Genomic DNA, 20776 nt, shown 5'->3' with positions numbered 1-20776 from the left:
TCTATGCAAGCACAAGACATCGCAAACCGATCTTTGGCTGATCCAGTGAGGTGTTGTTAGACGGGGTAGCGTCCCTCCTCTAAACCTCGTTTGATACTCTCGATCAAAAGCCAGCCAATGGCCGAATGGGACCCGAATAGTTCTGAATCCTTCTCCCATGCTCCATCACTTAGCCATTCACCAAAACGCCAGCGGCTGACGAGCCAGTTGTCCAAGCCTGTCGACTTACCCATTTCAAATGCGTCGATCAAATATGCTTTGTCATCGGCGGACGCGCTCCGCCAAACCTCCTCCGCCAACTGAGTTACGAAGCCTTGCGCCTCCAAAGAAAGCTTATGACTGTTCTGGTCAAAAAAGTGATAGCGATCGATTGCGTCGATGAGCAAAGGCTTTGTCGGCGTACCGTCTTTGTCCAGCAGACCCAAGTCGCGTAAAATCGGCTCCAGCGCTTCATCGAACATCATTGGTTCGCTAAGCCTCTTCGCCCCGATCCCATGGAAGTGATTGTTTAAGCACAATGCAGTATCCAAGAACGCCGCCAAACAAGGCAAGGACGTTAAGTCACTTTGGTCAATCGTTACCGAGATTTCAGCGTATGTCTTCGTTGGGCTGTACCCGTCCTGAGTCCTACCTCCGGGATCAAAGCGCCAGAGTAAGCGGCATGCCTGCTCCCATGTCGAATCGCAGTAATGGTCAATTTTGCCTATGCGCCCCAGCGCGCGATCATGAATATACTGAAAAAGACTTTTTTTTGCGGCACGCTCTTCTGCCTCGGTCAGTTGGAATAGTGCCATATTCAATCACGCCTTCTTAGATACCCGGATCAGAATTGGTCGTGCTGAGCCATAGGCCAACTCGCTCCGGGAACCAAAAAGAAAAAAACGGCCCGCGAGGCGGACCGTTTTTCAAAATCAATCCCCAGGGAGGCGGGGGCGATTTTGGGAATGCACTTACTTGGCAGCAGTTGCTTTCTTGGCAGCAGCTGTCACGTCGTTCGTGGCTTTCTTGGCAGCGGCTGTCATGTCTTCAGAAAAGTCTTTGCCAGCGGCCAGAACCAGTTCCATGGTCTGTGTCTGCACTTTTTTCGCGATTTCAGCAAAAGCGGACATGTGCTCAGCAGCAGATTCAGCCTGTGCCGAAGCGAAGTCGGTCATCGCTTTTGCGTAATCGGCAGGTTCTGCCTTCGCTTTGGACATCGCTTCCATCTTGGAAATTGTGTCCTGTGTCCACTTTGCGGACAGCTCAGCCGATTTGCCAGCGGCGTCCAGCGCAACGCCGGACATCTTTTCAGCCAGTGTCGTCTGGTTCTTGAACGTTTCTTCCATTGCCTTCGTATCGACAGGGAATGCGCCCATCATGTCTTTGAAGATGGCGGTGAAGTCTTGTGTCTTAGTAGCCATTGTCAGTCTCTCTTTCAGTGTCGGTGCGGAGCCCCCTCCGCGGTTATCTTGTGACACCAATATGCATGCTGCGCCGCAGCATTTCAAGGTTTTTTTCTGCAGTGCAGCATTTTTTTCTGCAGTTGCGAAATTACCTATGGGAAACCGCTACTTAGCCTGCACATATGTGCCTGGGGCGGGCGCCAGTACTGGGAAATCGTCGCTTCCCGGCTTCCTCGCCGCGACTTTTTTACCAGACTTTTGTGACAACCATGTGTCCCAGGCAGGCCACCAGGACCCTTCATGTTTGTCCGCCGCATCGTACCAGTCATCGACTGTCAGGCCCAGTTCGGGGTTGGTGTAATGGCCATATTTCTTCTTGCTGGGCGGGTTCACGATCCCCGCGATATGGCCGGACTCGGACAGGATGAATGTCTTGTCCTTCGATCCCATCTTCTGGACGCCTTGGTAGCTGCTTTTCCACGCGGCAATGTGATCCGTTTCACATGCAATCGCGCATAACGGTACGGTGACTTCGCTGATATGAACGGTCTCGCCACAGACCTCAAATCCGTCGGTCGCAAACAGATCGTCCTGACACAGGCCGCGCAGATACTCCACCGCCATATACGCCGGCAGATTGGTGCTGTCGCCGTTCCAGTAGAGCAGATCAAAAGCGGGCGGCGCCTTTCCCATCATATAGCTTTTGATCGCGGGGCCGTAGATCAGATCATTCGACCGCAGAAACGAAAACGTCCGGGACATGAAGAATGAATCGAGGATACCCTTCTCACTCACCTCCGCCTCGATCCCATCGACGAAATCGTCATCAAGGAAAACGCCGACCTCACCACGATCCGAAAAGTCGGTGAGTGTCGTAAAGAAGGTCGCTGCATTCACCGACGTATCCTTGCGCTTTTTCATCAGCGCCAAAGTCAGCGCCAGCGTCGTACCCGCAATGCAATACCCGACGGCATTCACCTTTTTGACGTTGCAGATCGTCTTTACCTGTTCGATCGCCGTCAGATACCCGTCGTCGACGTAGTCGGTCATCGACGTGTCACGATAGGCCGGGTCGGGGTTCACCCACGACACGACAAACACGGTATATCCCTGCTCCACCGCCCATTTGATCAGGCTGTTCTGCGGCTTCAGGTCCAGAATGTAGAATTTGTTGATCCAGGGCGGAAAGATGATCAGCGGCGTTGAATACACTTTCTCGGTTGCCGGCGCATACTGGATCAGCTCGAACATATGGTTGCGGAATACGACCGAACCGGGTGTCGTCGCCAGATTCTCGCCCAGCTTGAACGCCTTCTTGTCCGCCAAAGTGACGACAAGGTCGCCATCATTGGCTTCCATATCCGAAATCAGGTTCTCCAACCCGGCGACAAGGCTTTCCCCTTCGGTTTCCGCGGCCAAAGCCAACGCCTCGGGATTGGTCGGCAGGAAATTTGTCGGACTGATCATATCGACCAACTGCTGGGAAAAGTAGCGCAAACGCTTCTTTTCCTCAGAATCAAGCGTGTCGATATCCTCGACCGTCTGCTGCACTGCGGCAGCATTCATCAAGTATTGTTGCTTAATGAAATTAAAGTACGGATTGGTCTCCCATAATTCATGAGCAAAGCGACGATCCTTTGGTGTTTCGTCCACTGGCGGTTCCAGCTTGCCCTGGGCCAGCAGATGCTGCGCCTCCACATAGTGCTTGACCGACTTGCCCCAGAACTCCAGCTGATGTTCCAGCAATTTGGCCGGATTTGTCATCATTTCAGTCATATAGGCGGTCGCCGCCTTGACGTAGAGCTCCTGACTTGGGCCCTGTAGCGCCGGCGGGATCGGACGTGCATGACCCATCACTTTCAGCAGGCGTTGGGTCAACTCTTCGACCTTGGCCAGATTGGCTTCCAGTTTTGCAACATTCTGCCCGGATGCCGCACCACCAACCAAATCATTTGTTGTCATATTAACGTTCCTGTGCCTATGCTGCACCCGCAGCATGATCTGCGCGTCTGCGATCCGGAGTATGTGTGATGAAGTATATGATGACCTACGACATGATGGAAAGCATGCGCAACACCAACCAGTGGTTGGGGGCGACTGCAAGGGCGTTTGCGGGCTATCCGATCATGTCCTGGGGGGCGAACCCCGCCATTGACTGGCTCAAGGCCTGGGGTGAGGTGACGGAACGGTCATTCTCGCGCATGGTCGTCAAGCCTGATTGGGATATTCCGGTTCAGACAAACACCGACGGCACCGATATGGTGGTCACCATCGAAACCGTGGTGGAACGGCCATTTGGCGACCTGATCCGCTTTCGCGTCGGCAATCGACCCGACCGCACGCGGCGTGTGCTGCTTGTCGCGCCGATGTCCGGCCACTACGCCACGCTACTGCGGAAGACCGTGATCAGCCTGCTGCCGGATTGCGACGTTTACGTCACCGACTGGCACAATGCCCGGGACATTCCGGTCAGCGAGGGTAAGTTCGATATCGAGGATTACACGCTATACCTCGTCGATTTCATGAAAAAGCTGGGATCGGACCTGCACGTGATCGCGGTCTGCCAGCCCGTGCCGCTGACATTGGCCGCGACCGCCTATCTGGCCGAGGAAGACCCAAAGGCACAGCCCAAATCCCTGACGCTGATCGGCGGCCCCGTCGACCCCGAGGCGAACCATACCGAAGTCACCGATTTCGGCCGCACCGTCACCATGGGTCAGTTGGAAGAAACGATGATCCAGCGCGTCGGCTTCAAATATGATGGCGTGGGACGGATGGTGTATCCGGGCCTGTTGCAACTCGCCTCGTTCATTTCGATGAACGCCGAAACACACGCCAATTCCTTCCGCGATGAAATCATCCGCGTGGCGAAGGGTGAAGCGTCCGAACACGACCGTCACAACATATTCTACGACGAATATCTGGCCGTGATGGACATGACGGCGGAATTCTATCTATCGACGGTCGAACGCATCTTCAAAGGACGCGAGATCGCGCAGAACGATTTCGTCGTCGCGGGCCGCAAGGTCGATTTCGGCAAGATCACGACCGTCGCCGTCAAGATCGTCGAAGGGGAAGAGGATGATATCTCGGCCCCCGGCCAATGCTTGGCCGCCCTCCCCATGTTGACCGGTCTGCCAGACGACAAGAAAGCCGCGCATCTGGAACCTGGTGCGGGCCATTACGGTATCTTTGCGGGTAGTTCCTGGCGGAATAACATCCGGCCATTGGTGCTGGATTTCATTGACGCGAATAGCGGCGAAACAGCCAAACCCAGACCCGCAGCGCGCAAAGCGGCGCCAGTGGCCAAACCGGCAGCGCCAAAACAAACGACGGCGAAACCGAAAAACGCTGACAAACCGGCGACCGCCGCAAAGGCGACCGCGGTTGAAAAGCCAGCCGCAAAGACCAAGGCAACCCGCAAAGCGACCACGAAACCTGCGGCAACAGCAGCAAAGCCAAAGTCGACGCGGGCGGCCGCCAAGACTGCACCGACCAAGGCGCCAGCCGCCAAAAAACCGGCGGCACCGAAGGCCAAGTCATCCACCGCCACCAAACCTGCAAAGACCAAGAGCGCGGCTGCGGATAAAAAAGCGGGCACCGCTGATAATGTGGTGAAATTCAAAGGCAACAAAGGGGCGGCCTAAACCGCCCCTCTTGCCTTACGCCATAATCGAGGCTTCGGCGAAGTTCAGGTTCATCGGTTGTTCCAAAACACGCCGCGCGGTCGACGTGACAGTCACATCCTGTCCAACCTCACGCAGATCGAAGCCGCGTGACCAGCACTGCCCTTCGCCGCGCAAATAGAACCCATAATGCAGGCTGTCTGCGTTGTCGGGGATATCCAAAACGATTTGTCGTGCCACCCAATCGCACGTGCCGGATATGACGCCATCGGTTCGTCGTTCCTCCATATTGTCCAACCGAATATTACGGCCAACCGCATCATCGATGCGCATCCACATCGTGGCAGCACCTGTCACGTGCGCGCAGGACAGTTCCGCGGTCAAACGCAAACGTTGGCCCTGAAACGGCGTGGCATCCACCATCTGAACGAGTGTCGCAAAACCGGTATGAGGGCCGCGGTGTTCCAGCGATTGGATCGTGACGGGATGGCCGGGTTGATCCGGGTCAATGCCAACACGGTAATCCGTCGCGTTCGACCCGGCCACTTGCCATCCCATCGGCAGCTGCAGAGGGCCGAAAGTACCGTTCATGGCGGCGGATGCGGTATTCCAATCGGCATAACCCAACTGACGGGCCACAACTTCAAGACACGTGCCGTGGGAAAGGTCGACGTCGTGCTCGGCCAGCGCTTTGCGTAGGGCCTTTGCCATGGCTTTCGGATCGCGTAAAGCGTTCATTGTGATCTCCTTGATCTTGGGACAAACCACTCAAAAATCAGTGCGCGCATTGCTGACGGGGTCGTCCCGGTCAAAGCAGATCATATCGGTGTACAGGTCTTCACCAAACCCAAAGTCCGGGCGCGCGCGGCAGGCGACCTTGGCCTGCACTCCACCTATGCGCGTCCTGCCGTTACGTCAAGGCCGCAACACCATCGGCATCTTCATCCACCTGCGCAGGCTGTCGGTCACCGCATCCGGCGCCTCGATCGTCGACAAATAGCCACCCTGCTCGATCACCTCGAGCGATCCATAGGGGATCATCTCGGCCATGAATTCCTGTCGCTTCAGCGGAAACTGCCCGTTGAATCGCCCGCAAATCACGACGGCGGGCTGCCTGACCTGCCGCAGAGTGGCCTGCTGATCCTTGCGGCGCTGCAATGCGCGCGCTTGCCTGACATAAACCTCCGCCCCCAGCCCCTGCCCCATCTCCTTCAACAGCCGGATCACCGCAGCCTTGTCCGTGTTCGGCGCCAACCACGTTGAATTCACCTCATGCTGCAACACATCATCAAACCGACCGGATCGGGCGGCGATGATCTGTTCCTCGCGACCTGCCGCAATCTCGGGGGTGTCGGCCTGCGCGCTGGTGTCGATCAGCGCAACGCGCGTGACCCGCTCTGACGCGCGGCGCAGGATTTCCATCGCGACCATGCCACCAAGGCCCATACCGGCAAGCGCGAATTTCGAAGGCGCCCAGGTCAGGATCTGACTGGCGACTTCCTCCATCCGCTCGCCGCGCGTGACGGGTGCAAACATGACCGCATGTTCATTGCCCAACGCCTTGATCTGATGATCAAAGATGCGCGCATCGCACATCAGTGGCGGGATCATCACCAGGGTTTCACTGGGCATAAGTCAGGGGCTCTCGTTGGGAACAGATACTATATCCTGTGTATCTTGCCTTTGCGGCGACAACACCGCAAGGCTGTCATATCGTCTGGAACCAAGCCGAAATCCGCTTAGCCATCGGGCGAGTCTGACCGGGGCTGAACACATCGCCCGCCATGACATGACCCCCTTCATCGTCGCCCGGGCCGGGCGTGATGATGTCCTCCAGCACCGGCCCACCCCAACGTCGGGCAACCGCGCGGGTATCCTTGGGATGCACGACGGTATCAGCCTCGTTCCAGCTTAGAAACAGCGGCACCTTGATCAGCGAAAGATCCGCCTTGCGCACCGCACGGACGGCGGCGCCCATCGGATGCACGGCCTCTGTCGGGTAAACAGTCGTCCAATAGGCCGTGTGCAAATCGTTGATTGGCTCGAACGACCGCGTGGCCCCCGCCACGTAACGCCCCCACCGATGCGCGCCCGGCGCGTCCAGCACGAATTGCGCCAACCGGTTACGCAACCCGAAATTGGGCGAGACATAGATCGCCGCCTTCGCCTCCAACCCTTGCGCAAGCGCCAGCGTCGCCAGCGTACAACCCGTCGAACAACCCATCAGAATGATCTCATCCCCGATGGTTTGCGCGATCTTCACCGCCTCGGCCACATCCTGCATCCAGGCGTCCAATGTCGCCGTTGCCATCGCGGCGCTATCCTGACCATGCCCGGCCAGGCGCGTGAAGTGGATATTGGCGCCCAGGTCCTGCGCGATCAGATCAGGAAGCGGTCGCAGTTCTTCAGGTGAGGCGGAAAAACCATGGATGTAAAGCAGCGCCAAAGGCGTCTTTACGGCCTTTTCGCCGACCCAGACGACCCGCTTTTCACAACGAGGCCGCAGATTGGGTACCTTGGCCTCTTCCGCAGCCAACCACTCATCGACCTGAGAAATATCAACCATGCGACGCCACGTGTTTACTGACGGGTCTGTAAATCAGGATCAGGCCCAGAATGGACAGTACAAAGATACCCGCCGGCACCAATGTCAATGCGTTCTTCAGGGCATCCAGCGCCTCCGGTGTCTGCGGAACGACGCCACTATCCGATGATTGCCAACCGGCCCATGACAGAACCAATCCCAGCACCAATGGGGCAACTGCATTGGCGACCTTCTGGCCAAACAGCCAAACCGCACTGAAAGCGCCTTCGATCGCCTCACCGCTTTCGTTGCGGGTGACATCCATCAGGTCAGGATACATCGCCCAAGGGATCTGCTGATACGCACCGTTGGTAAAGCCGGCACAGAGGAACAACACCGCCATGGTGGTTACGCCTATGGCGGGCAGGTTCAACCAGATCGCCAAAAGCACGGCAATATACAGCATCGTCCCGACGATCAGCGCCCAGGTCTTGCCCAATGCCGCGCTCGCCTTGACCCAGATGAACTGAGAAATCACGGAGCCCACAATGAACATCGCAAAGAGCGTCGAAAACACACCCAGTGCCCTCACAAGCCCCGACAATGGCCCATCGCCATCGTCCTGCATCAGGTAAAGCGAGGCGAGTTGCAGCCCGGCCGCGATCAGCGCAACAGCCAGCGTGAGGACACCATAAAGCAGAACCAGCACCACAAACGCCCGGTTCTGCATGACGAGCCGAACGATCCCGGCGAAATTCTCGGATGCTGCCGACGGGATCTGCGGCGCGCGGCGCGTGGCCAAAAGCATCCCCCAGATCGCCACGATCACCAGCGGCACCACGATCAACACCGCGCGCAAATACCCCTCCCGCGTGTCGCCCGCCAACGCGGGCACCATCGCCCCTGCGATCAGCAAACCGAAAGAGGCGAACGTCATCCGAAACGCCATCATCGTCGAACGTTCCCGCGGGTCCTGCGTCATCTCGCCCGCCATGGCCCCATAGGGAATCGTCACAAAGGTGAACCCGATCGTGGCCAGCCCGAAGAACGCAATCACCCAAGCCATGTTCGCCTGCCACGACATACTTTGAGGCACTGCAAACATACCCACGATCCCCGCCGCCAGCACGACGGCGCCAATGGCGATCCACGGCGCGCGGCGTCCCCAGCGGGTATTCGTCCGGTCTGACAGATATCCCACCAACGGGTCGGTGATGACGTCAAAGGCCAGGACCGCGAAGGTCACGAAACCAGCGACCGACGCAGGCACGCCCAGAAACGTGGTCAGATAGGTAAAGACCAGCAACTGCTTGACCACGACAAAGACATTGATGCCCATATCGGCCAAACCCCAGCCGGCCTTTTGGCCTAACGATAACGCCATCACTCACTCCTCCCACGATTTCGCGCAGGTTAGACAGGCGCGTCATCACTGCCAAAGCGAAACGTCACGTAAGGTGGGTTTCAACCCACCCGCCCCAAAACGTCCTCAACGGACACCCGGATCAAATCGAGGCATTCATCATCCGAAAACCGGTGATCCGCCCCATCAACCAAGGTCAGCCGCATATCCGGCCCCTCGGCGTGGTCCAGCAAGCGCAAGGCGACCGACATATCCACATCTGCATCCGCCGTTCCTTGCAGAAACCTCACCGGGAACGGCAAGGGCAATGGATCGCGCAGCACCAACCGCTCCCGCCCCTCCTCGATCAGGCGTTTGGTGATGATGTAAGGTGCGCCATAGTCAGACGGCAACGCCACCTGACCGGCCATCAGTTCAGCCATCTGTTCATCTGTAAAGCTGTTCCACATGCCGTCTTCGGTAAAATCCGGCGCAGCAGCAATCGTGACCAATCCAGCCACCCGCTCCGGCAATTCGCGGGCGATCAGCAGGGAAATCCACCCGCCCATACTCGACCCGACCAGCACGACCTTACCGGCGAGCAATCCGATGGCCGCACAGGCATCCTCGAACCAATCCCCAATGCAGCCATCGGTGAATTCTTCGCCACTTTCGCCATGACCCGAATAATCGAACCGCAGGAAAGCACGCCCCGAATCGCTGGCCCATTTTTCCAGAAAAACGGCTTTGGTTCCCTGCATATCCGATTTGAATCCGCCCAGAAACACGACAGCTGGGCCGGTCCCATCGGTCAGATGATAGGCCAAACGACGTTTTTGTGGCGTTACGAATGTCGGGGTTTCAGCGTTGTTTTCCATGGACTTATAGCACCACACCTCGCGGCGGCTCGCAAGTTTTATTAGGTGACTATCTTGTCACGTGACTATTTAATCACCTATAGTAAGGACATGGATGCGATCTTCAAAGCCCTCAACGACCCCGCCCGCCGCGCGCTTCTTGACAGCCTGCGCGCCAAAGACGGCCAATCGCTTAGTGATTTGGAGGAGCAACTCGACATGACCCGGTTCGGGGTCATGAAACACCTCAAGGTCCTTGAGGATGCGAACCTTATCGTCCCGCGCAAGGTGGGGCGGTTCAAATATCACTATCTCAACGCCATGCCCCTGCAGGAGGTGATCGACCGCTGGGTCGAACCACTCCTCGCCCGCCCGGCTGCAAGGGCCATGGCCGATCTGAAAACTGAACTGGAGAAACCGATGTCGAAAAAGCCTGATTTCGTCATGCAAACCTACATTCGCTGCACCCAAGATGCGCTCTGGGATGCGCTGACCAAACCCGAGGGAATGGCCAATTACCATTTTATGGCCAACCGGATCGAACTCGACGGCAATCGCCTCGTGTATCACACGCCCGACGACAACATCATGCTGGTCTGCACGCAAACCGATCTGACCCCCAAAACCCGGATCGAAAGCACGTTCGAGCCGCATTGGGCCGGGCCGGATGTCGAAATGGACAAATCCAGCTTTGTCTATCTGCTCGACCCCGAAGGTCCGCTCTGCAAGCTGACGCTGGAACATTATGACATTCCCGCCGGTCAGGAAGGTGTCGCCGATGGTTGGCAGCGGATGCTGTCCGGTCTGAAAACGTGGCTTGAAACCGGTCAACCTGCCAAATTCGGAAATGCTGCGTGATGGAAAGCCTACCGACAGAACTCGGCATCCTGACATGTCTTGGCATCTTCGCCGCCTCGCTCTGGATTCCGTTCATCGTCGGGGTCAACACAGCCCCGGTCGGATCACTCCCCGCTGATGCGCCCGACGGTTTCGTCAAAGCTGCGAACTGGCGATTGCAGCGTCCCTGGGTGCAACGCGCCTACCGTGCACATCTGAACCTGCTGGAACAGCTCGTGCCCTTCGCGCTGTTGGTGTTCCTCGTGGACCGGGTAGACGGCTTCAGCGCCCTGACTTACTGGACCGCCATCACGTTCTTCTGGCTACGGGTCGCTCATGCGGTGGGTTACATCACCGGCTGGGCGGGCTTTCCCGCACGACCGATCATCTTCACACTGGGTTGGGTCTGCTGCCTGATCATGGCTTACGCCGTGTTCGCGGCAGGCTGATGTGTGACAAGTGTGCGCACAGTGTGTGTACGCTGTGTGCACGTCCTGTGCACACGCTCATCCGCCCACGTAGACCGCCGCTTTGGGTCGGTAAAAGATCTTCTGATCATGCAACCGGCCCAATAGCTCTTCCCCTTCGCGCTGGTCCTGTTCAATCACTTTGATCGATTCCAGATGGGCCGGGTTTTCCTCTGACAACGCCCGGCGCATCTTGCACAATTCGCGCCCCCGCGCCCGCAATGCTTCCTCAATCAGGTCAACGTCTGCAATGCTCAATTCGAACTGTTTGTTGTAGCGGGGCATGGTGTTTCCTCAACATCTGGGTTTCCCATCGGAAACTGATGTCGTTTTTAACGGCCTACCCGTCGCAGTCAACGTATATCTGGGTATGCAAATGTTCACATGGCAACTGCCCCTTGACCGAAACGCCGCATCGCGGCATCTAGGCTCGACACATAACCCGCAACCGGGCGTTCCGTGGGCGCCAAACTGACGAGGAGCTGCCAGGCCAATGGCCCAGATTTCCCTGACTTTTCCTGATGGTAACAGCCGTTCCTACGAGGCTGGCATCACCCCTGCCGACGTGGCCGCGGACATTTCATCATCCCTCCGCAAAAAGGCCATCTCGGCCACCGTCAACGATCAGCATTGGGACCTCCAATGGCCGATCGAAGCGGATTCGTCCATTGCGATCAATACGATGAAGGACGAAGCGCCTGCGCTGGAACTCATCCGCCACGACCTCGCGCATATCATGGCGCGGGCGGTGCAGGAGATCTGGCCAGAGACCCAAGTCACCATTGGCCCCGTCATTGAAAACGGCTGGTATTACGATTTTGACCGCAAAGAGCCGTTCGTGCCCGAAGACCTCGCCCTTATCGAGAAAAAGATGAAGGAAATTATTAACAAGCGGGACGAAGTGCGGACCGAAGTCTGGGACCGCGACCGGGCCATTAAGCATTACGAAAGCACAGGCGAACCATACAAGGTCGAACTGATCGATGCGATTCCGGGCGATGAACCGCTACGCATGTACTGGCACGGCGACTGGCAGGACCTCTGCCGCGGCCCGCATCTGCAACATACGGGGCAAGTACCGGGCGATAGCTGGAAACTGATGTCCATCGCGGGCGCCTACTGGCGCGGAGATTCGAACCGCCCGATGCTGCAGCGCATCTATGGCGCGGCCTTCCGCAACAAGGAGGATTTGAAGGCTTACCTGCACCGGTTGGAAGAGGCCGCCAAACGCGACCATCGCAAACTGGGCCGCGAAATGGACCTGTTCCACATGCAGGAAGAGGCACCGGGTCAGGTGTTCTGGCATCCGAACGGGTGGACCGTCTACACGCAGTTGCAGGATTACATACGGCGCAAGCAGCGGGCGGGCGGTTATGTGGAGGTGAATACACCACAAGTCGTCGACCGGAAATTGTGGGAAAAATCAGGCCATTGGGAAAAATTTCAGGAAAGCATGTTCATCGTCGAAGTCGATGAAAGCCGGACCGAAGATGGCGATAACGCCCAGAATTTCGACGAACGGGTCAATGACCCGCGCCATACCCGCGTCAATGCGCTGAAGCCGATGAATTGTCCTTGTCATGTGCAAATCTTCAACCACGGCCTGAAATCTTACCGTGACCTGCCGCTGCGCATGGCGGAATTCGGGTCATGCGCCCGCTATGAACCCTCGGGCGCCTTGCATGGGATCATGCGCGTACGCGGCTTTACGCAGGATGATGGACATATCTTCTGCAGCGAAGACCAGATCGAAAGCGAAACAGCGGTCTATATCGATTTTCTTTCGTCGATTTATCACGATCTCGGATTTGATGAATTCAAGGTCAAGTTCTCGGATCGCCCCGAAAAGCGGGCTGGATCAGATGAAACGTGGGACAAGGCCGAAGCGGCATTGCTTGCCGCGACGCGCGCAGCGGGCATCGAGCCGGAATTGAACCCCGGTGAAGGGGCGTTTTATGGTCCGAAACTCGAATTTGTCCTCACCGATGCGATTGGCCGGGATTGGCAATGCGGCACGCATCAGGTCGACTTCGTGCTGCCAGAACGGCTTGACGCAAGCTATATAGGCGCCGACGGAGAAAAGCATCGCCCGGTGATGCTGCACCGTGCGACACTCGGATCATTCGAGCGTTTCATCGGTATCCTGATCGAGGAACACGCAGGCAAACTCCCCTTCTGGCTGGCGCCACGGCAGGTAGTGGTTGCCACGATCGTATCTGACGCCGACGATTACGCGGCCGAAGTCGTGGAGGCTCTGAAAGCCGCTGGCGTCCGGGCCGAAGCCGATTTGCGCAACGAAAAGATCAACTACAAGGTTCGCGAGCATTCGGTGGGCAAGGTCCCCGTGATTCTTGCGCTCGGCGCGCGTGAAGTGGCCGAACGGACGGTGACTGCGCGGCACCTTGGCGAAACGAAGACCCAAGTCAAACCGCTGGACGAGATCGTGAGCACATTGTCGGTTTCCGCCAAGCCACCCGACCTTTTGTAACAATCCCAACAGGCATTGTTGGGGGGCCTGCCAGACAATGATCTAGCGGGCCCTTTGTTTTTAAGGGATATTTCAGTATTTTTCTGTCAAATCGTCACGTATACTCACAGAAACGCGATGCACGGGGCTGTGAGTGGCATCCCGTCATGTCCGCGGGCTAAAGTCTGCGCATCGCCGCTATGCGATAAATGCATAACGAAACCGAGACGAAGGAATTTTCGATGTCGAATACAACCAAAACCCTCGCCCTGGCTGGTGCTGTCGCAACTGCGCTGACCGGTCTGTCCACAACCGCCGCCGCTGCAGGCGACGTGAAATGCTATGGCGTTTCGCTGGCCGGTGAGAATGACTGCGCCGCGGGTCCGGGCACGACCTGTGCGGGAACGTCCACCGTGGACTATCAAGGCAACGCCTGGACGCTGGTGCCCGAAGGCACATGCGAAACGATGGAATTGCCCACAATGGCAGATGGCACACCTCGCGAAGGGTCGTTGGAAGAGCTGGATCGCGATCTGCCTGCATAAACGGATCAACATGTAAGGTGGGTTCCGACCCACCTTACAACCTTACCGACGGGGCCTTTTGATGTTCGACGCCATGCAATCAAAATCACTGCCTAACCGTCCTGGCGTCGGCTACAAACCTCAGCACTATAGTGCGATCATGCAGGATTCCGGCACTGTTGGCTGGCTCGAAATCCATGCCGAAAACTATATGGGTGACGGCGGTCGTCCCATCGCGCAGCTGCGCCACCTGTCCGAACGTTTCCCCATTTCCGTGCACGGCGTCGGCCTGTCGATCGGGGGCGAGGGTGACCTTGATCCACACCACCTCGCGCGCCTTAAACATCTGGTCGGCTGGCTGAACCCCGCCAGCTTTTCCGAACATCTGGCCTGGTCCACCCATGACAGCCATTTCCTGAACGACCTGCTGCCACTGCCCTACAATGCCGAAACGCTCGACCGCGTCGCACGGCATATCGATCAGGTGCAAGACACTTTGGACCGCCGGATGCTGTTGGAAAACCCGTCCAGCTATCTCGCCTTTGCTGGATCCGACATGTCGGAAATCGATTTCCTGCGCGCCCTTGTGGCGCGTACAGGCTGCGGCCTGCTTTTGGACGTCAACAACGTCTTCGTCAGCGCGACCAACCTCCAGATATCACCGCGGGATTACATCGCCGCCTTTCCGCTCGATGCGGTGGGTGAAATTCACGTCGGTGGGCATGACGAAGACGAGGACGAAACCGGCGCGCCCCTTTTGATCGACAGTCACGGCCGCGAGGTCGCCGATCCGGTCTGGACGCTACTGGATGAAACGCTGGCACTGTCCGGGGCCAGACCCGTCTTGGTCGAATGGGATACCGACGTGCCCGCATGGCCCGTGCTTGCCGATGAGGTCGCGCGGGCGCAAAAAGCGCTCGCCACGTTAACGGCATGAATGTCGATCAGGCGACATTTCGCGACGGGTTGCTGAACCCGGATATGCCTGCGCCCGATGGTCTGCGGAACCCGGATGGACAGGCGGCGCGCAAACGCTTCGATGTCTACCGCAACAACGTCGCCGTCAGCCTGACCGAGGCGCTGGAAACCGCGTTTCCGGTCATTCGCAAACTGGTCGGTGATCAGTTCTTCAAGGCCATGGCCGGCGTTTTCCTGCGCCAGCATCCGCCTTCTTCGCCGTTGATGATGTTCTACGGGGCAGAGATGCCCGCCTTTCTCAGCAATTTTGGACCAGCCCAGTCCGTACCCTATCTGCCGGATATAGCCCGGCTAGAGTTGGCCTTGCGCCACGCTTATCATGCAGCGGACGCAGCCCCCTTGGACCCGCAGGCATTAGGTGCTTTGGCCCCCGACGCTTTGGCCGCTGGGCGACTGCGGTTCGCACCGGCCATATGCCTTGTCCGCTCGAACTACCCGATCTACGGCATTCACCGCGCCAACACCCGATCTGACGCGCCCAAACCCGCCATGCAGGCGGAGGCTGTGCTTGTCACGCGGGTGCAATTCGACCCCGAGATACATCCGCTCGACACAGCCACGGCAGACTGCATGGCAGCGTTGATCGATGGCGTGCCGCTGGGCGATGCGATCGGTGATTGCGACATCGGTGCACTGCTGGGGCTGCTTTTGGGCCAGGGTGCGGTGACAGAGATTTATTGAAAGGCCTCGAAAGATGAACATGGTAAATTCCCCGCTTGAACCCGTCACGGCACCTTTGAACCGGGTTGGGGATGAAGTGCTCCCCCTGCTTGCGCGGCTCGTCTTCGCCGGTGTCCTGTTGATGTATTTCTGGAATTCCGGGCTGACCAAGGTGGGCGATGGCATCTTCGGGATTTTCACGCCAGGCTCGGGCGCGTACGTGCAGATATTCCCAAAGGCGATGGAGGCGGTCGGCTACGACATATCGCAGCTGAATTTTTTCCACTGGGCGGTAGTGGTCAGCGGCACGATCGCCGAATTCGTCCTACCGTTTTTTATAATCGTGGGGCTGCTGACGCGGCTTGCCGCGCTGGGGATGATCGGCTTCATCGTGGTGCAATCCCTGACCGACCTCTATGGCCATGGCGGGATCGCACATGAAGGCACGCTGGGTGCCTGGTTTGACGGACCATCGGACGCCTTGATCATGGACCAGCGGGCGCTCTGGATGCTGTGTCTGCTGATCCTGGTATTCAAAGGTGCCGGTGCATTATCGCTGGATCGTGCGATCTTCCGTCAGGGCTGATCAAGATAACGGGCTTGCACGTCCTTTTTCCAACCGACCGTCCAGTGACCGTCGTGCTGGATCACAGGCCGCTTCATCAACGTGGGATAAGCGGCCAACAGCGTGGCTGGTGTGTTCGCGCGCTCTTTCTCTGACAGATTGCGCCAGGTGGTCGATGCCTTGTTCACAACCGCGTCACCGACAGCAGCCACCATCGCAGCCTGATCGGCGGCGCTTACCCCGTCTGCGCGGACATCGATCACCTCTGGCGTGTATCCAGCTTCTGCCAAGGATTTCAGCGCTTTGCGGCAGGTATCGCATGATTTCAATCCAAAAAATCGCAATTCACTCTCCTTATGTGCGAAAGATCGCCACATTTACGGGTGTGACGTCCTGTCATTTGCCTTTTTCCTAAAACACTTAATTTTACAACTACAAGGCCAAGGGAAGACCGCTTTGTCGCGGGGCCCAAGACCTGCCCAGCCCATGAGGGCGCGACACAGAGGAGACGGATAAATGCCAAGTGGCACCGTAAAATGGTTCAATACGACGAAAGGTTATGGATTCATCGCACCCGAGGATGGCGGGTCTGATATCTTTGTACATATTTCTGCGGTGGAGCAATCTGGACTGACCGGACTGGCGGACGACCAGAAGGTCTCATTCGATCTGATAGAAGGGCGCGACGGACGCAAGATGGCGGGAAATCTGTCAGTCGAGAATTAGGACGCGCCCGCATCCGTGTCGTTGGATTAGGCAGCCAGCCTGTTCTGCACACCGCGTGCATCTTGTTGCATCAGAGGTATGGTGGCGGTCCGTGTATCGGCCTCGAGCGCGAGGCGCTCGACCAGGTCCATTTGAATAGGTGAGAAAGCCCGACGCTTGGCATCGTTGTCGTTGTGTGTCGCAACAGTCTTGATGTTCATGTTCGTCCCCAGCAATGATTTCTCAAAACGTTTGTACCGGACAACACCCCCCGCTCGTGAGGGGAACCTGACGTTAACATTCCCCCAGTGACGTGGGGTCATAAGCCAAATCGACGAAAATTTACCAAATTCAGAGGTGTGACACCGATCTTGACTGACTGAAATCGCAATCTGCATACGTTTGCAGGTACAATCTCAAGCTGTCTCTCAATACTTAACGAATCGTTAATGCGTGAGGATGTCGTGGCGTCAACTTTTGCAGATCAGCAACAGCGGAATATGGCCTAGTCGGATCTACCAGCGTTCTGCGCTGACTTTTTCTTAGTCTGGTCAATGCGTTATATCATATATCGCCGCCTAAAGAGGGCGATGGTCATCGTTGCAGAAGGGCCACATCACCGCCGACCTACTGTCGGCGCATAGGCATACGGCTTTTCCGAAGATCACGCAGATCGTCCTCTGCAATCCGCGGCACAGCGACACTTCCATCCGGGCCCGGACCATCGGCAAGTTGCAACCAAACCAGCGCAGCGCCAGCGCATTGCAGCGCGAAACCCAACAACGTCACCGCGTAGGTCACTGCAATGACGCCCCAAACGATCGCCGGGATACCGCTAAACCAAAAACCGTCATTTGCCGCGTCCATCGCCACCATCAATTCGGCAAAGCTCATTGCATCGGCGAAAAGCGATACGACGAATACCGCAATGAATACCGAAAAATACATGAGGATCGCCGATAATATCGACAAGAGCATCAGCGGCCAGAAGCCAGCGCCGAAATTCTTCAGCGGTGTGTAAAAAGACCCATCAGGATCGCGTCCGATCGCCGCCGCGCCAAGCGGTACCAGCAGCAGGCACCGGATCACCAGATAGCCTGCCGAGATCGCAAAGTAGGCCCCGCCGACCAGAACCGGATCAACACCGGTGACGTTTTCCAGAATATCGAGATTTCCGGTCTGCAGCAGGCGGAAAACATCACCAAACCCAATCGGGGCCAACAAGACGAATATGCACAAAACCACAGCGACCAGAACGCAGTTCAAAACAGCCTCGATCACTCCATACATGATCGAGGGCAGCAAAAGCTCGCCATACGTCACCGCAGGCGTCACACCGCGGCTTTGCAATGCGAGGCGAATACCGACCATCGCCGGGACGACAGCCGCCGCCAGCGCGACGCCGAAGATCACCAACAGCGCCAATGGCGGTGAGATCAGGCCGAGGATCAATGAAACGACCCAGGCAACGATCATATAGCAGAACATCACAATAGCGAGGAATGGGGCGATGGGGAGAAAGCGGATGAAAACATTCAGTGAAAACGGTATTGCGCGGAAAAAAACCAAATAACCCTCCTTTGCCCCGCACACGCCCCACCTGCACGCGAGCATTCATATGTTGAGCACCCGGCCAGAACCGCGCGCCACTCGCATATCAGTTAGGCATTCATTAATGTATGCACAAGGAAAGGTTATCCTGACTTGAAAATGCGGGGCAGGTTTCCAATGTCTGCCGCGTGTTGAGGGCGTTATCGTCGCGGCGGGCGGCGCATGCTGCATTAAGGGCAGCGCCCGGACCTCGGGGGTGAGCGCCGTCCCGCAAACGATCCGGGGGATCGTTTGAGGCGCGAACGGGCGGAGCCCAGGGGGCGCAGCAATCAGGGCACGACAGTAGGGCAGCGCACGGACCTCGGGGTGGGCGCAACGACATGCGTGCGTGGCGGGCCGGTCAATTCCAATGCGACAGTTGTGCGGGGTTTGACGTTGCAGAAGCGCCCTCCCCGTGGGGGAGGTCCGGGCGCTGCCCAGCGATGCCGGGCGGAAGTTTGGTTAACTATGCACTAACGGCGATATTCCCTCACTTGCAGATGTGGAAAAGGCGGCCATTTTCGGAAAACGCGCAAGTTGCTCCTTGTTCTCAAATGCGTAGAGCAAAACGCCGCAGCTTTCGAACATGATAGGCATAAAGAAAGCAAATCGCTCCTTTTCATTTACTCCATACCGATAGAAAAATTGTTTTGATGTTGACCAGTTGCCTTGACGAACCTCGCCTGAATGGCCCAGTTGCTGAAAGACATCGTTTGGAAACTTGCCTTGAAGTATCGACTCATTTGTCATCCAGCGTACTCCAACGCCGCCGGTTTCGGGCAAAGCCGATCCGTGGTGTTCGTACCATAACGCATAACCCAACTTGGCCGCCCAAGGATTCAACCAATCATGAAATATCTGATTATCAACCGAGGTCTTTACCAGTGGAATAAAGAGCCCATTCACTTTGGCCCAGATATTCTGATCATTCCCACCAAAGTAGTCAATCGCTTCGGGTTGATTGTTTCTTACTCCTGAATATAGCTTTTCAAAGTGTTCAAACGGTAGTTCCTGGTTTAGCGCAGATCCCATTATATAAGCTGATAACGCAGCAATTTGGTCGCCAGCACTTGAACCATGATTACAGCGCTGACAAGCTGGATATTCGTGTGACTTAGGTCGCTGTTTGCCTAAGAAGAAAACTCTGGGTGGGCAATGTTCAATCGTTTGGGTCGGTACATCACCACCACAAAAAGCACAGAATGGATGGCTTTCTATAAAACTCGCAAGACGCTTACTCTTTTCACCCAAAAAGAACTCTCCCTGGCCACGCCTCGCGGCGCGCCCGTTTTCAACATAAAACGCTCCACTGGAGCGTTTCTTCCCCACTACGCGGGGTCGTTCAAAACCCCCTCAAACTCCCGCCATTCCCCCTTGCTCATGCCCGAGGTCTCCTGCGTCACATTTTCACCTTTGAGCATGCGCTTCAAACAGTCAATCGCCTTTGACGATAGCGTCGCCCCGCCCATCCGGTAGTCCTCGAACGCGCCATAGGCCGCGGGCACCCAGTCGGCCACCACCTTACAAATCTCCTCCGCATAGACCCGGATTTCGTATTGCGCGTGGCTGTCTGCCCGCAGCCGCAGGAAGTGGAAGAGGTTGTGCAAATCCACCTTCCAGTACCATTGGGTGTAGATATTGGCGGGCAGATTCATGCGGGCGAGTTCGCGGGCGAGACCTTGCTGGTCCTCCTGCCCGATCATTTCCTGATAATGGTCATAGCAGCGGGCGGCGTCGCCCTTCAGATACTCCAGCACACGGGCCGCTTCATCGCCCGACAGCGCTTCCCCCCTGCCCTGATTGTTCACGACCGATTGCGCCGCCAGCTTGTCCGGCTCCGGAATATAAAACTCCCGATCCAAAATCGAATACCGCGCCGAATATTCGTTCACATTCGCCGTCCGGTGCCGGATCCATTGCCGGGCGACGAAGACGGGCAGCTTCACATGCAGCTTGATCTCGCACATCTCGAACGGGGTCGAATGCCAGTGGCGCATCAGATAGCGGATCAGCCCGGCATCGTTGGACACCGACTTGGTCCCCTTGCCGTAAGACACCCGCGCCGCCTGACAGATCGCCGCGTCATCGCCCATATAGTCGATCACGCGAATAAAACCGTGGTCCAAAACGTCATGTACCTGGTAAAGGTGCTGTTCCATCCCCGGGGCCACCGCCCGCAAGGTGGGCTGCGGATTGGCGCGAAGCGCGTCGATTTCGGCCTGTTGGTCTGGGGTGATGGGCATGTGCTTCTC

At 57.1% G+C, this 20776-nt stretch carries 22 protein-coding genes and 1 pseudogene; 9 read left to right on the top strand and 14 right to left on the bottom strand.

Features of this window, described 5'->3' with window-relative positions; genetic code table 11:
• Positions 1–56: 56 nt before the first annotated feature.
• The 3 genes from V8J85_RS00475 to V8J85_RS00465 all read right to left on the bottom strand — a co-directional run bounded on the left by V8J85_RS00475 (position 57) and on the right by V8J85_RS00465 (position 3344).
• Positions 57–794 (bottom strand): hypothetical protein, encoded by a 738-nt coding sequence (locus V8J85_RS00475; protein ID WP_339951126.1) that lies wholly within the window; start codon positions 792–794, stop codon positions 57–59.
• A gap of 156 nt (positions 795–950) precedes the next feature.
• Positions 951–1400 (bottom strand): phasin family protein, encoded by a 450-nt coding sequence (locus tag V8J85_RS00470; RefSeq protein ID WP_339953043.1) that lies wholly within the window; start codon positions 1398–1400, stop codon positions 951–953.
• Positions 1401–1547: 147 nt separating this feature from the next.
• On the bottom strand, positions 1548–3344 hold the full coding sequence (locus tag V8J85_RS00465) for a PHA/PHB synthase family protein (protein ID WP_339951124.1): 1797 nt from the start codon (positions 3342–3344) through the stop codon (positions 1548–1550).
• A gap of 68 nt (positions 3345–3412) precedes the next feature.
• Between V8J85_RS00465 and phaZ the strand changes: the two are divergent.
• Positions 3413–4681 (top strand): annotated as a pseudogene (gene phaZ, locus V8J85_RS00460) (polyhydroxyalkanoate depolymerase); the annotation flags it as partial.
• A gap of 363 nt (positions 4682–5044) precedes the next feature.
• Here phaZ and V8J85_RS00455 read toward each other — a convergent pair.
• The 5 genes from V8J85_RS00455 to V8J85_RS00435 all read right to left on the bottom strand — a co-directional run bounded on the left by V8J85_RS00455 (position 5045) and on the right by V8J85_RS00435 (position 9752).
• The gene (locus V8J85_RS00455; protein WP_339951122.1) at positions 5045–5746 is read right to left on the bottom strand and encodes a glyoxalase superfamily protein; all 702 of its coding nucleotides are present in this window, start codon (positions 5744–5746) and stop codon (positions 5045–5047) included.
• 177 nt (positions 5747–5923) lie between these two features.
• Positions 5924–6640 carry an alpha/beta fold hydrolase gene (locus V8J85_RS00450; protein WP_339951120.1) on the bottom strand — a complete coding sequence of 239 codons (717 nt, stop codon included), beginning with the start codon at positions 6638–6640 and terminating at the stop codon, positions 5924–5926.
• 76 nt (positions 6641–6716) lie between these two features.
• Positions 6717–7574 carry an alpha/beta hydrolase gene (locus tag V8J85_RS00445; protein WP_339951118.1) on the bottom strand — a complete coding sequence of 286 codons (858 nt, stop codon included), beginning with the start codon at positions 7572–7574 and terminating at the stop codon, positions 6717–6719.
• Complete coding sequence (locus V8J85_RS00440; RefSeq protein WP_339951116.1) at positions 7567–8916, bottom strand: MFS transporter; 1350 nt, start codon at positions 8914–8916, stop codon at positions 7567–7569. Before V8J85_RS00440 ends, V8J85_RS00445 begins: the two co-directional genes overlap by 8 nt.
• A gap of 80 nt (positions 8917–8996) precedes the next feature.
• On the bottom strand, positions 8997–9752 hold the full coding sequence (locus V8J85_RS00435; RefSeq protein WP_339951114.1) for an alpha/beta hydrolase: 756 nt from the start codon (positions 9750–9752) through the stop codon (positions 8997–8999).
• Between the two features lie 90 nt (positions 9753–9842).
• Between V8J85_RS00435 and V8J85_RS00430 the strand changes: the two genes are divergently transcribed.
• Both V8J85_RS00430 and V8J85_RS00425 read left to right on the top strand, forming a co-directional pair.
• Positions 9843–10589 (top strand): ArsR/SmtB family transcription factor, encoded by a 747-nt coding sequence (locus tag V8J85_RS00430; RefSeq protein WP_339951112.1) that lies wholly within the window; start codon positions 9843–9845, stop codon positions 10587–10589.
• Complete coding sequence (locus V8J85_RS00425; RefSeq protein ID WP_339951110.1) at positions 10589–11017, top strand: MAPEG family protein; 429 nt, start codon at positions 10589–10591, stop codon at positions 11015–11017. Before V8J85_RS00430 ends, V8J85_RS00425 begins: the two co-directional genes overlap by 1 nt.
• 57 nt (positions 11018–11074) lie before the next feature.
• Here V8J85_RS00425 and V8J85_RS00420 read toward each other — a convergent pair whose 3' ends face one another.
• Positions 11075–11320, bottom strand: a complete 246-nt coding sequence (locus V8J85_RS00420; protein ID WP_339951108.1) for a hypothetical protein — start codon at positions 11318–11320, stop codon at positions 11075–11077.
• A gap of 208 nt (positions 11321–11528) precedes the next feature.
• Here V8J85_RS00420 and thrS point away from each other — a divergent pair, with 208 nt between their 5' ends.
• The 5 genes from thrS to V8J85_RS00395 all read left to right on the top strand — a co-directional run bounded on the left by thrS (position 11529) and on the right by V8J85_RS00395 (position 16250).
• Positions 11529–13523 carry a threonine--tRNA ligase gene (gene thrS, locus V8J85_RS00415; protein WP_339951106.1) on the top strand — a complete coding sequence of 665 codons (1995 nt, stop codon included), beginning with the start codon at positions 11529–11531 and terminating at the stop codon, positions 13521–13523.
• A gap of 221 nt (positions 13524–13744) precedes the next feature.
• The gene (locus V8J85_RS00410; protein WP_339951104.1) at positions 13745–14047 is read left to right on the top strand and encodes a BufA1 family periplasmic bufferin-type metallophore; all 303 of its coding nucleotides are present in this window, start codon (positions 13745–13747) and stop codon (positions 14045–14047) included.
• Between the two features lie 61 nt (positions 14048–14108).
• Positions 14109–14963 (top strand): MNIO family bufferin maturase, encoded by an 855-nt coding sequence (gene bufB, locus V8J85_RS00405; RefSeq protein ID WP_339951102.1) that lies wholly within the window; start codon positions 14109–14111, stop codon positions 14961–14963.
• On the top strand, positions 14960–15685 hold the full coding sequence (locus V8J85_RS00400) for a DNA-binding domain-containing protein (protein ID WP_339951100.1): 726 nt from the start codon (positions 14960–14962) through the stop codon (positions 15683–15685). The genes bufB and V8J85_RS00400 overlap by 4 nt, the downstream gene beginning before the upstream one ends.
• A 19-nt stretch (positions 15686–15704) precedes the next feature.
• Positions 15705–16250: a DoxX family protein gene (locus V8J85_RS00395; protein ID WP_445285866.1), complete on the top strand. Its 546-nt coding sequence runs from the start codon at positions 15705–15707 to the stop codon at positions 16248–16250.
• On the opposite strand, the gene V8J85_RS00390 is transcribed toward V8J85_RS00395, so the two are convergent.
• The gene (locus V8J85_RS00390; protein ID WP_339951096.1) at positions 16241–16573 is read right to left on the bottom strand and encodes an arsenate reductase family protein; all 333 of its coding nucleotides are present in this window, start codon (positions 16571–16573) and stop codon (positions 16241–16243) included. The two genes, V8J85_RS00395 and V8J85_RS00390, sit on opposite strands and share 10 nt — an antisense overlap.
• Before the next feature lie 172 nt (positions 16574–16745).
• On the opposite strand from V8J85_RS00390, the gene V8J85_RS00385 reads away from it, so the two are divergent.
• Entirely contained in the window at positions 16746–16955 is a 210-nt protein-coding gene (locus V8J85_RS00385; RefSeq protein ID WP_339951094.1) for a cold-shock protein, read from the top strand.
• Between the two features lie 26 nt (positions 16956–16981).
• Here V8J85_RS00385 and V8J85_RS00380 read toward each other — a convergent pair whose 3' ends face one another.
• The 4 genes from V8J85_RS00380 to thyX all read right to left on the bottom strand — a co-directional run bounded on the left by V8J85_RS00380 (position 16982) and on the right by thyX (position 20767).
• The gene (locus tag V8J85_RS00380; protein ID WP_339951092.1) at positions 16982–17155 is read right to left on the bottom strand and encodes a hypothetical protein; all 174 of its coding nucleotides are present in this window, start codon (positions 17153–17155) and stop codon (positions 16982–16984) included.
• 406 nt (positions 17156–17561) lie between these two features.
• A complete protein-coding gene (locus V8J85_RS00375; RefSeq protein WP_339951090.1) occupies positions 17562–18503 on the bottom strand; it encodes a hypothetical protein in 942 nt (313 codons plus the stop codon).
• A gap of 483 nt (positions 18504–18986) precedes the next feature.
• Positions 18987–19853: a hypothetical protein gene (locus V8J85_RS00370; protein WP_339951088.1), complete on the bottom strand. Its 867-nt coding sequence runs from the start codon at positions 19851–19853 to the stop codon at positions 18987–18989.
• Complete coding sequence (gene thyX / locus V8J85_RS00365) at positions 19853–20767, bottom strand: FAD-dependent thymidylate synthase (protein ID WP_339951086.1); 915 nt, start codon at positions 20765–20767, stop codon at positions 19853–19855. The genes V8J85_RS00370 and thyX overlap by 1 nt, the downstream gene beginning before the upstream one ends.
• Positions 20768–20776 lie beyond the last annotated feature (9 nt).

Origin of the sequence: Yoonia sp. 2307UL14-13 (assembly GCF_037572755.1) — a bacterium.
GTDB lineage: Bacteria > Pseudomonadota > Alphaproteobacteria > Rhodobacterales > Rhodobacteraceae > Yoonia.
Note: the sequence above shows the minus strand (reverse complement) of the source record. Positions and strands in the feature narration are given on the sequence as shown.

Coding starts and splice junctions, on each gene's coding strand:
- V8J85_RS00425 (WP_339951110.1), top strand. CDS start 10,589: ATGGAAAGCCTACCGACAGAACTCGGCATCCTGACATGTCTTGGCATC.
- V8J85_RS00380 (WP_339951092.1), bottom strand. CDS start 17,155: ATGAACATCAAGACTGTTGCGACACACAACGACAACGATGCCAAGCGT.
- V8J85_RS00440 (WP_339951116.1), bottom strand. CDS start 8,916: ATGGCGTTATCGTTAGGCCAAAAGGCCGGCTGGGGTTTGGCCGATATG.
- V8J85_RS00450 (WP_339951120.1), bottom strand. CDS start 6,640: ATGCCCAGTGAAACCCTGGTGATGATCCCGCCACTGATGTGCGATGCG.
- V8J85_RS00470 (WP_339953043.1), bottom strand. CDS start 1,400: ATGGCTACTAAGACACAAGACTTCACCGCCATCTTCAAAGACATGATG.
- V8J85_RS00400 (WP_339951100.1), top strand. CDS start 14,960: ATGAATGTCGATCAGGCGACATTTCGCGACGGGTTGCTGAACCCGGAT.
- thrS (WP_339951106.1), top strand. CDS start 11,529: ATGGCCCAGATTTCCCTGACTTTTCCTGATGGTAACAGCCGTTCCTAC.
- V8J85_RS00455 (WP_339951122.1), bottom strand. CDS start 5,746: ATGAACGCTTTACGCGATCCGAAAGCCATGGCAAAGGCCCTACGCAAA.
- thyX (WP_339951086.1), bottom strand. CDS start 20,767: ATGCCCATCACCCCAGACCAACAGGCCGAAATCGACGCGCTTCGCGCC.
- bufB (WP_339951102.1), top strand. CDS start 14,109: ATGTTCGACGCCATGCAATCAAAATCACTGCCTAACCGTCCTGGCGTC.
- V8J85_RS00395 (WP_445285866.1), top strand. CDS start 15,705: ATGGTAAATTCCCCGCTTGAACCCGTCACGGCACCTTTGAACCGGGTT.
- V8J85_RS00475 (WP_339951126.1), bottom strand. CDS start 794: ATGGCACTATTCCAACTGACCGAGGCAGAAGAGCGTGCCGCAAAAAAA.
- V8J85_RS00465 (WP_339951124.1), bottom strand. CDS start 3,344: ATGACAACAAATGATTTGGTTGGTGGTGCGGCATCCGGGCAGAATGTT.
- V8J85_RS00410 (WP_339951104.1), top strand. CDS start 13,745: ATGTCGAATACAACCAAAACCCTCGCCCTGGCTGGTGCTGTCGCAACT.
- V8J85_RS00420 (WP_339951108.1), bottom strand. CDS start 11,320: ATGCCCCGCTACAACAAACAGTTCGAATTGAGCATTGCAGACGTTGAC.
- V8J85_RS00445 (WP_339951118.1), bottom strand. CDS start 7,574: ATGGTTGATATTTCTCAGGTCGATGAGTGGTTGGCTGCGGAAGAGGCC.
- V8J85_RS00385 (WP_339951094.1), top strand. CDS start 16,746: ATGCCAAGTGGCACCGTAAAATGGTTCAATACGACGAAAGGTTATGGA.
- V8J85_RS00435 (WP_339951114.1), bottom strand. CDS start 9,752: ATGGAAAACAACGCTGAAACCCCGACATTCGTAACGCCACAAAAACGT.
- V8J85_RS00430 (WP_339951112.1), top strand. CDS start 9,843: ATGGATGCGATCTTCAAAGCCCTCAACGACCCCGCCCGCCGCGCGCTT.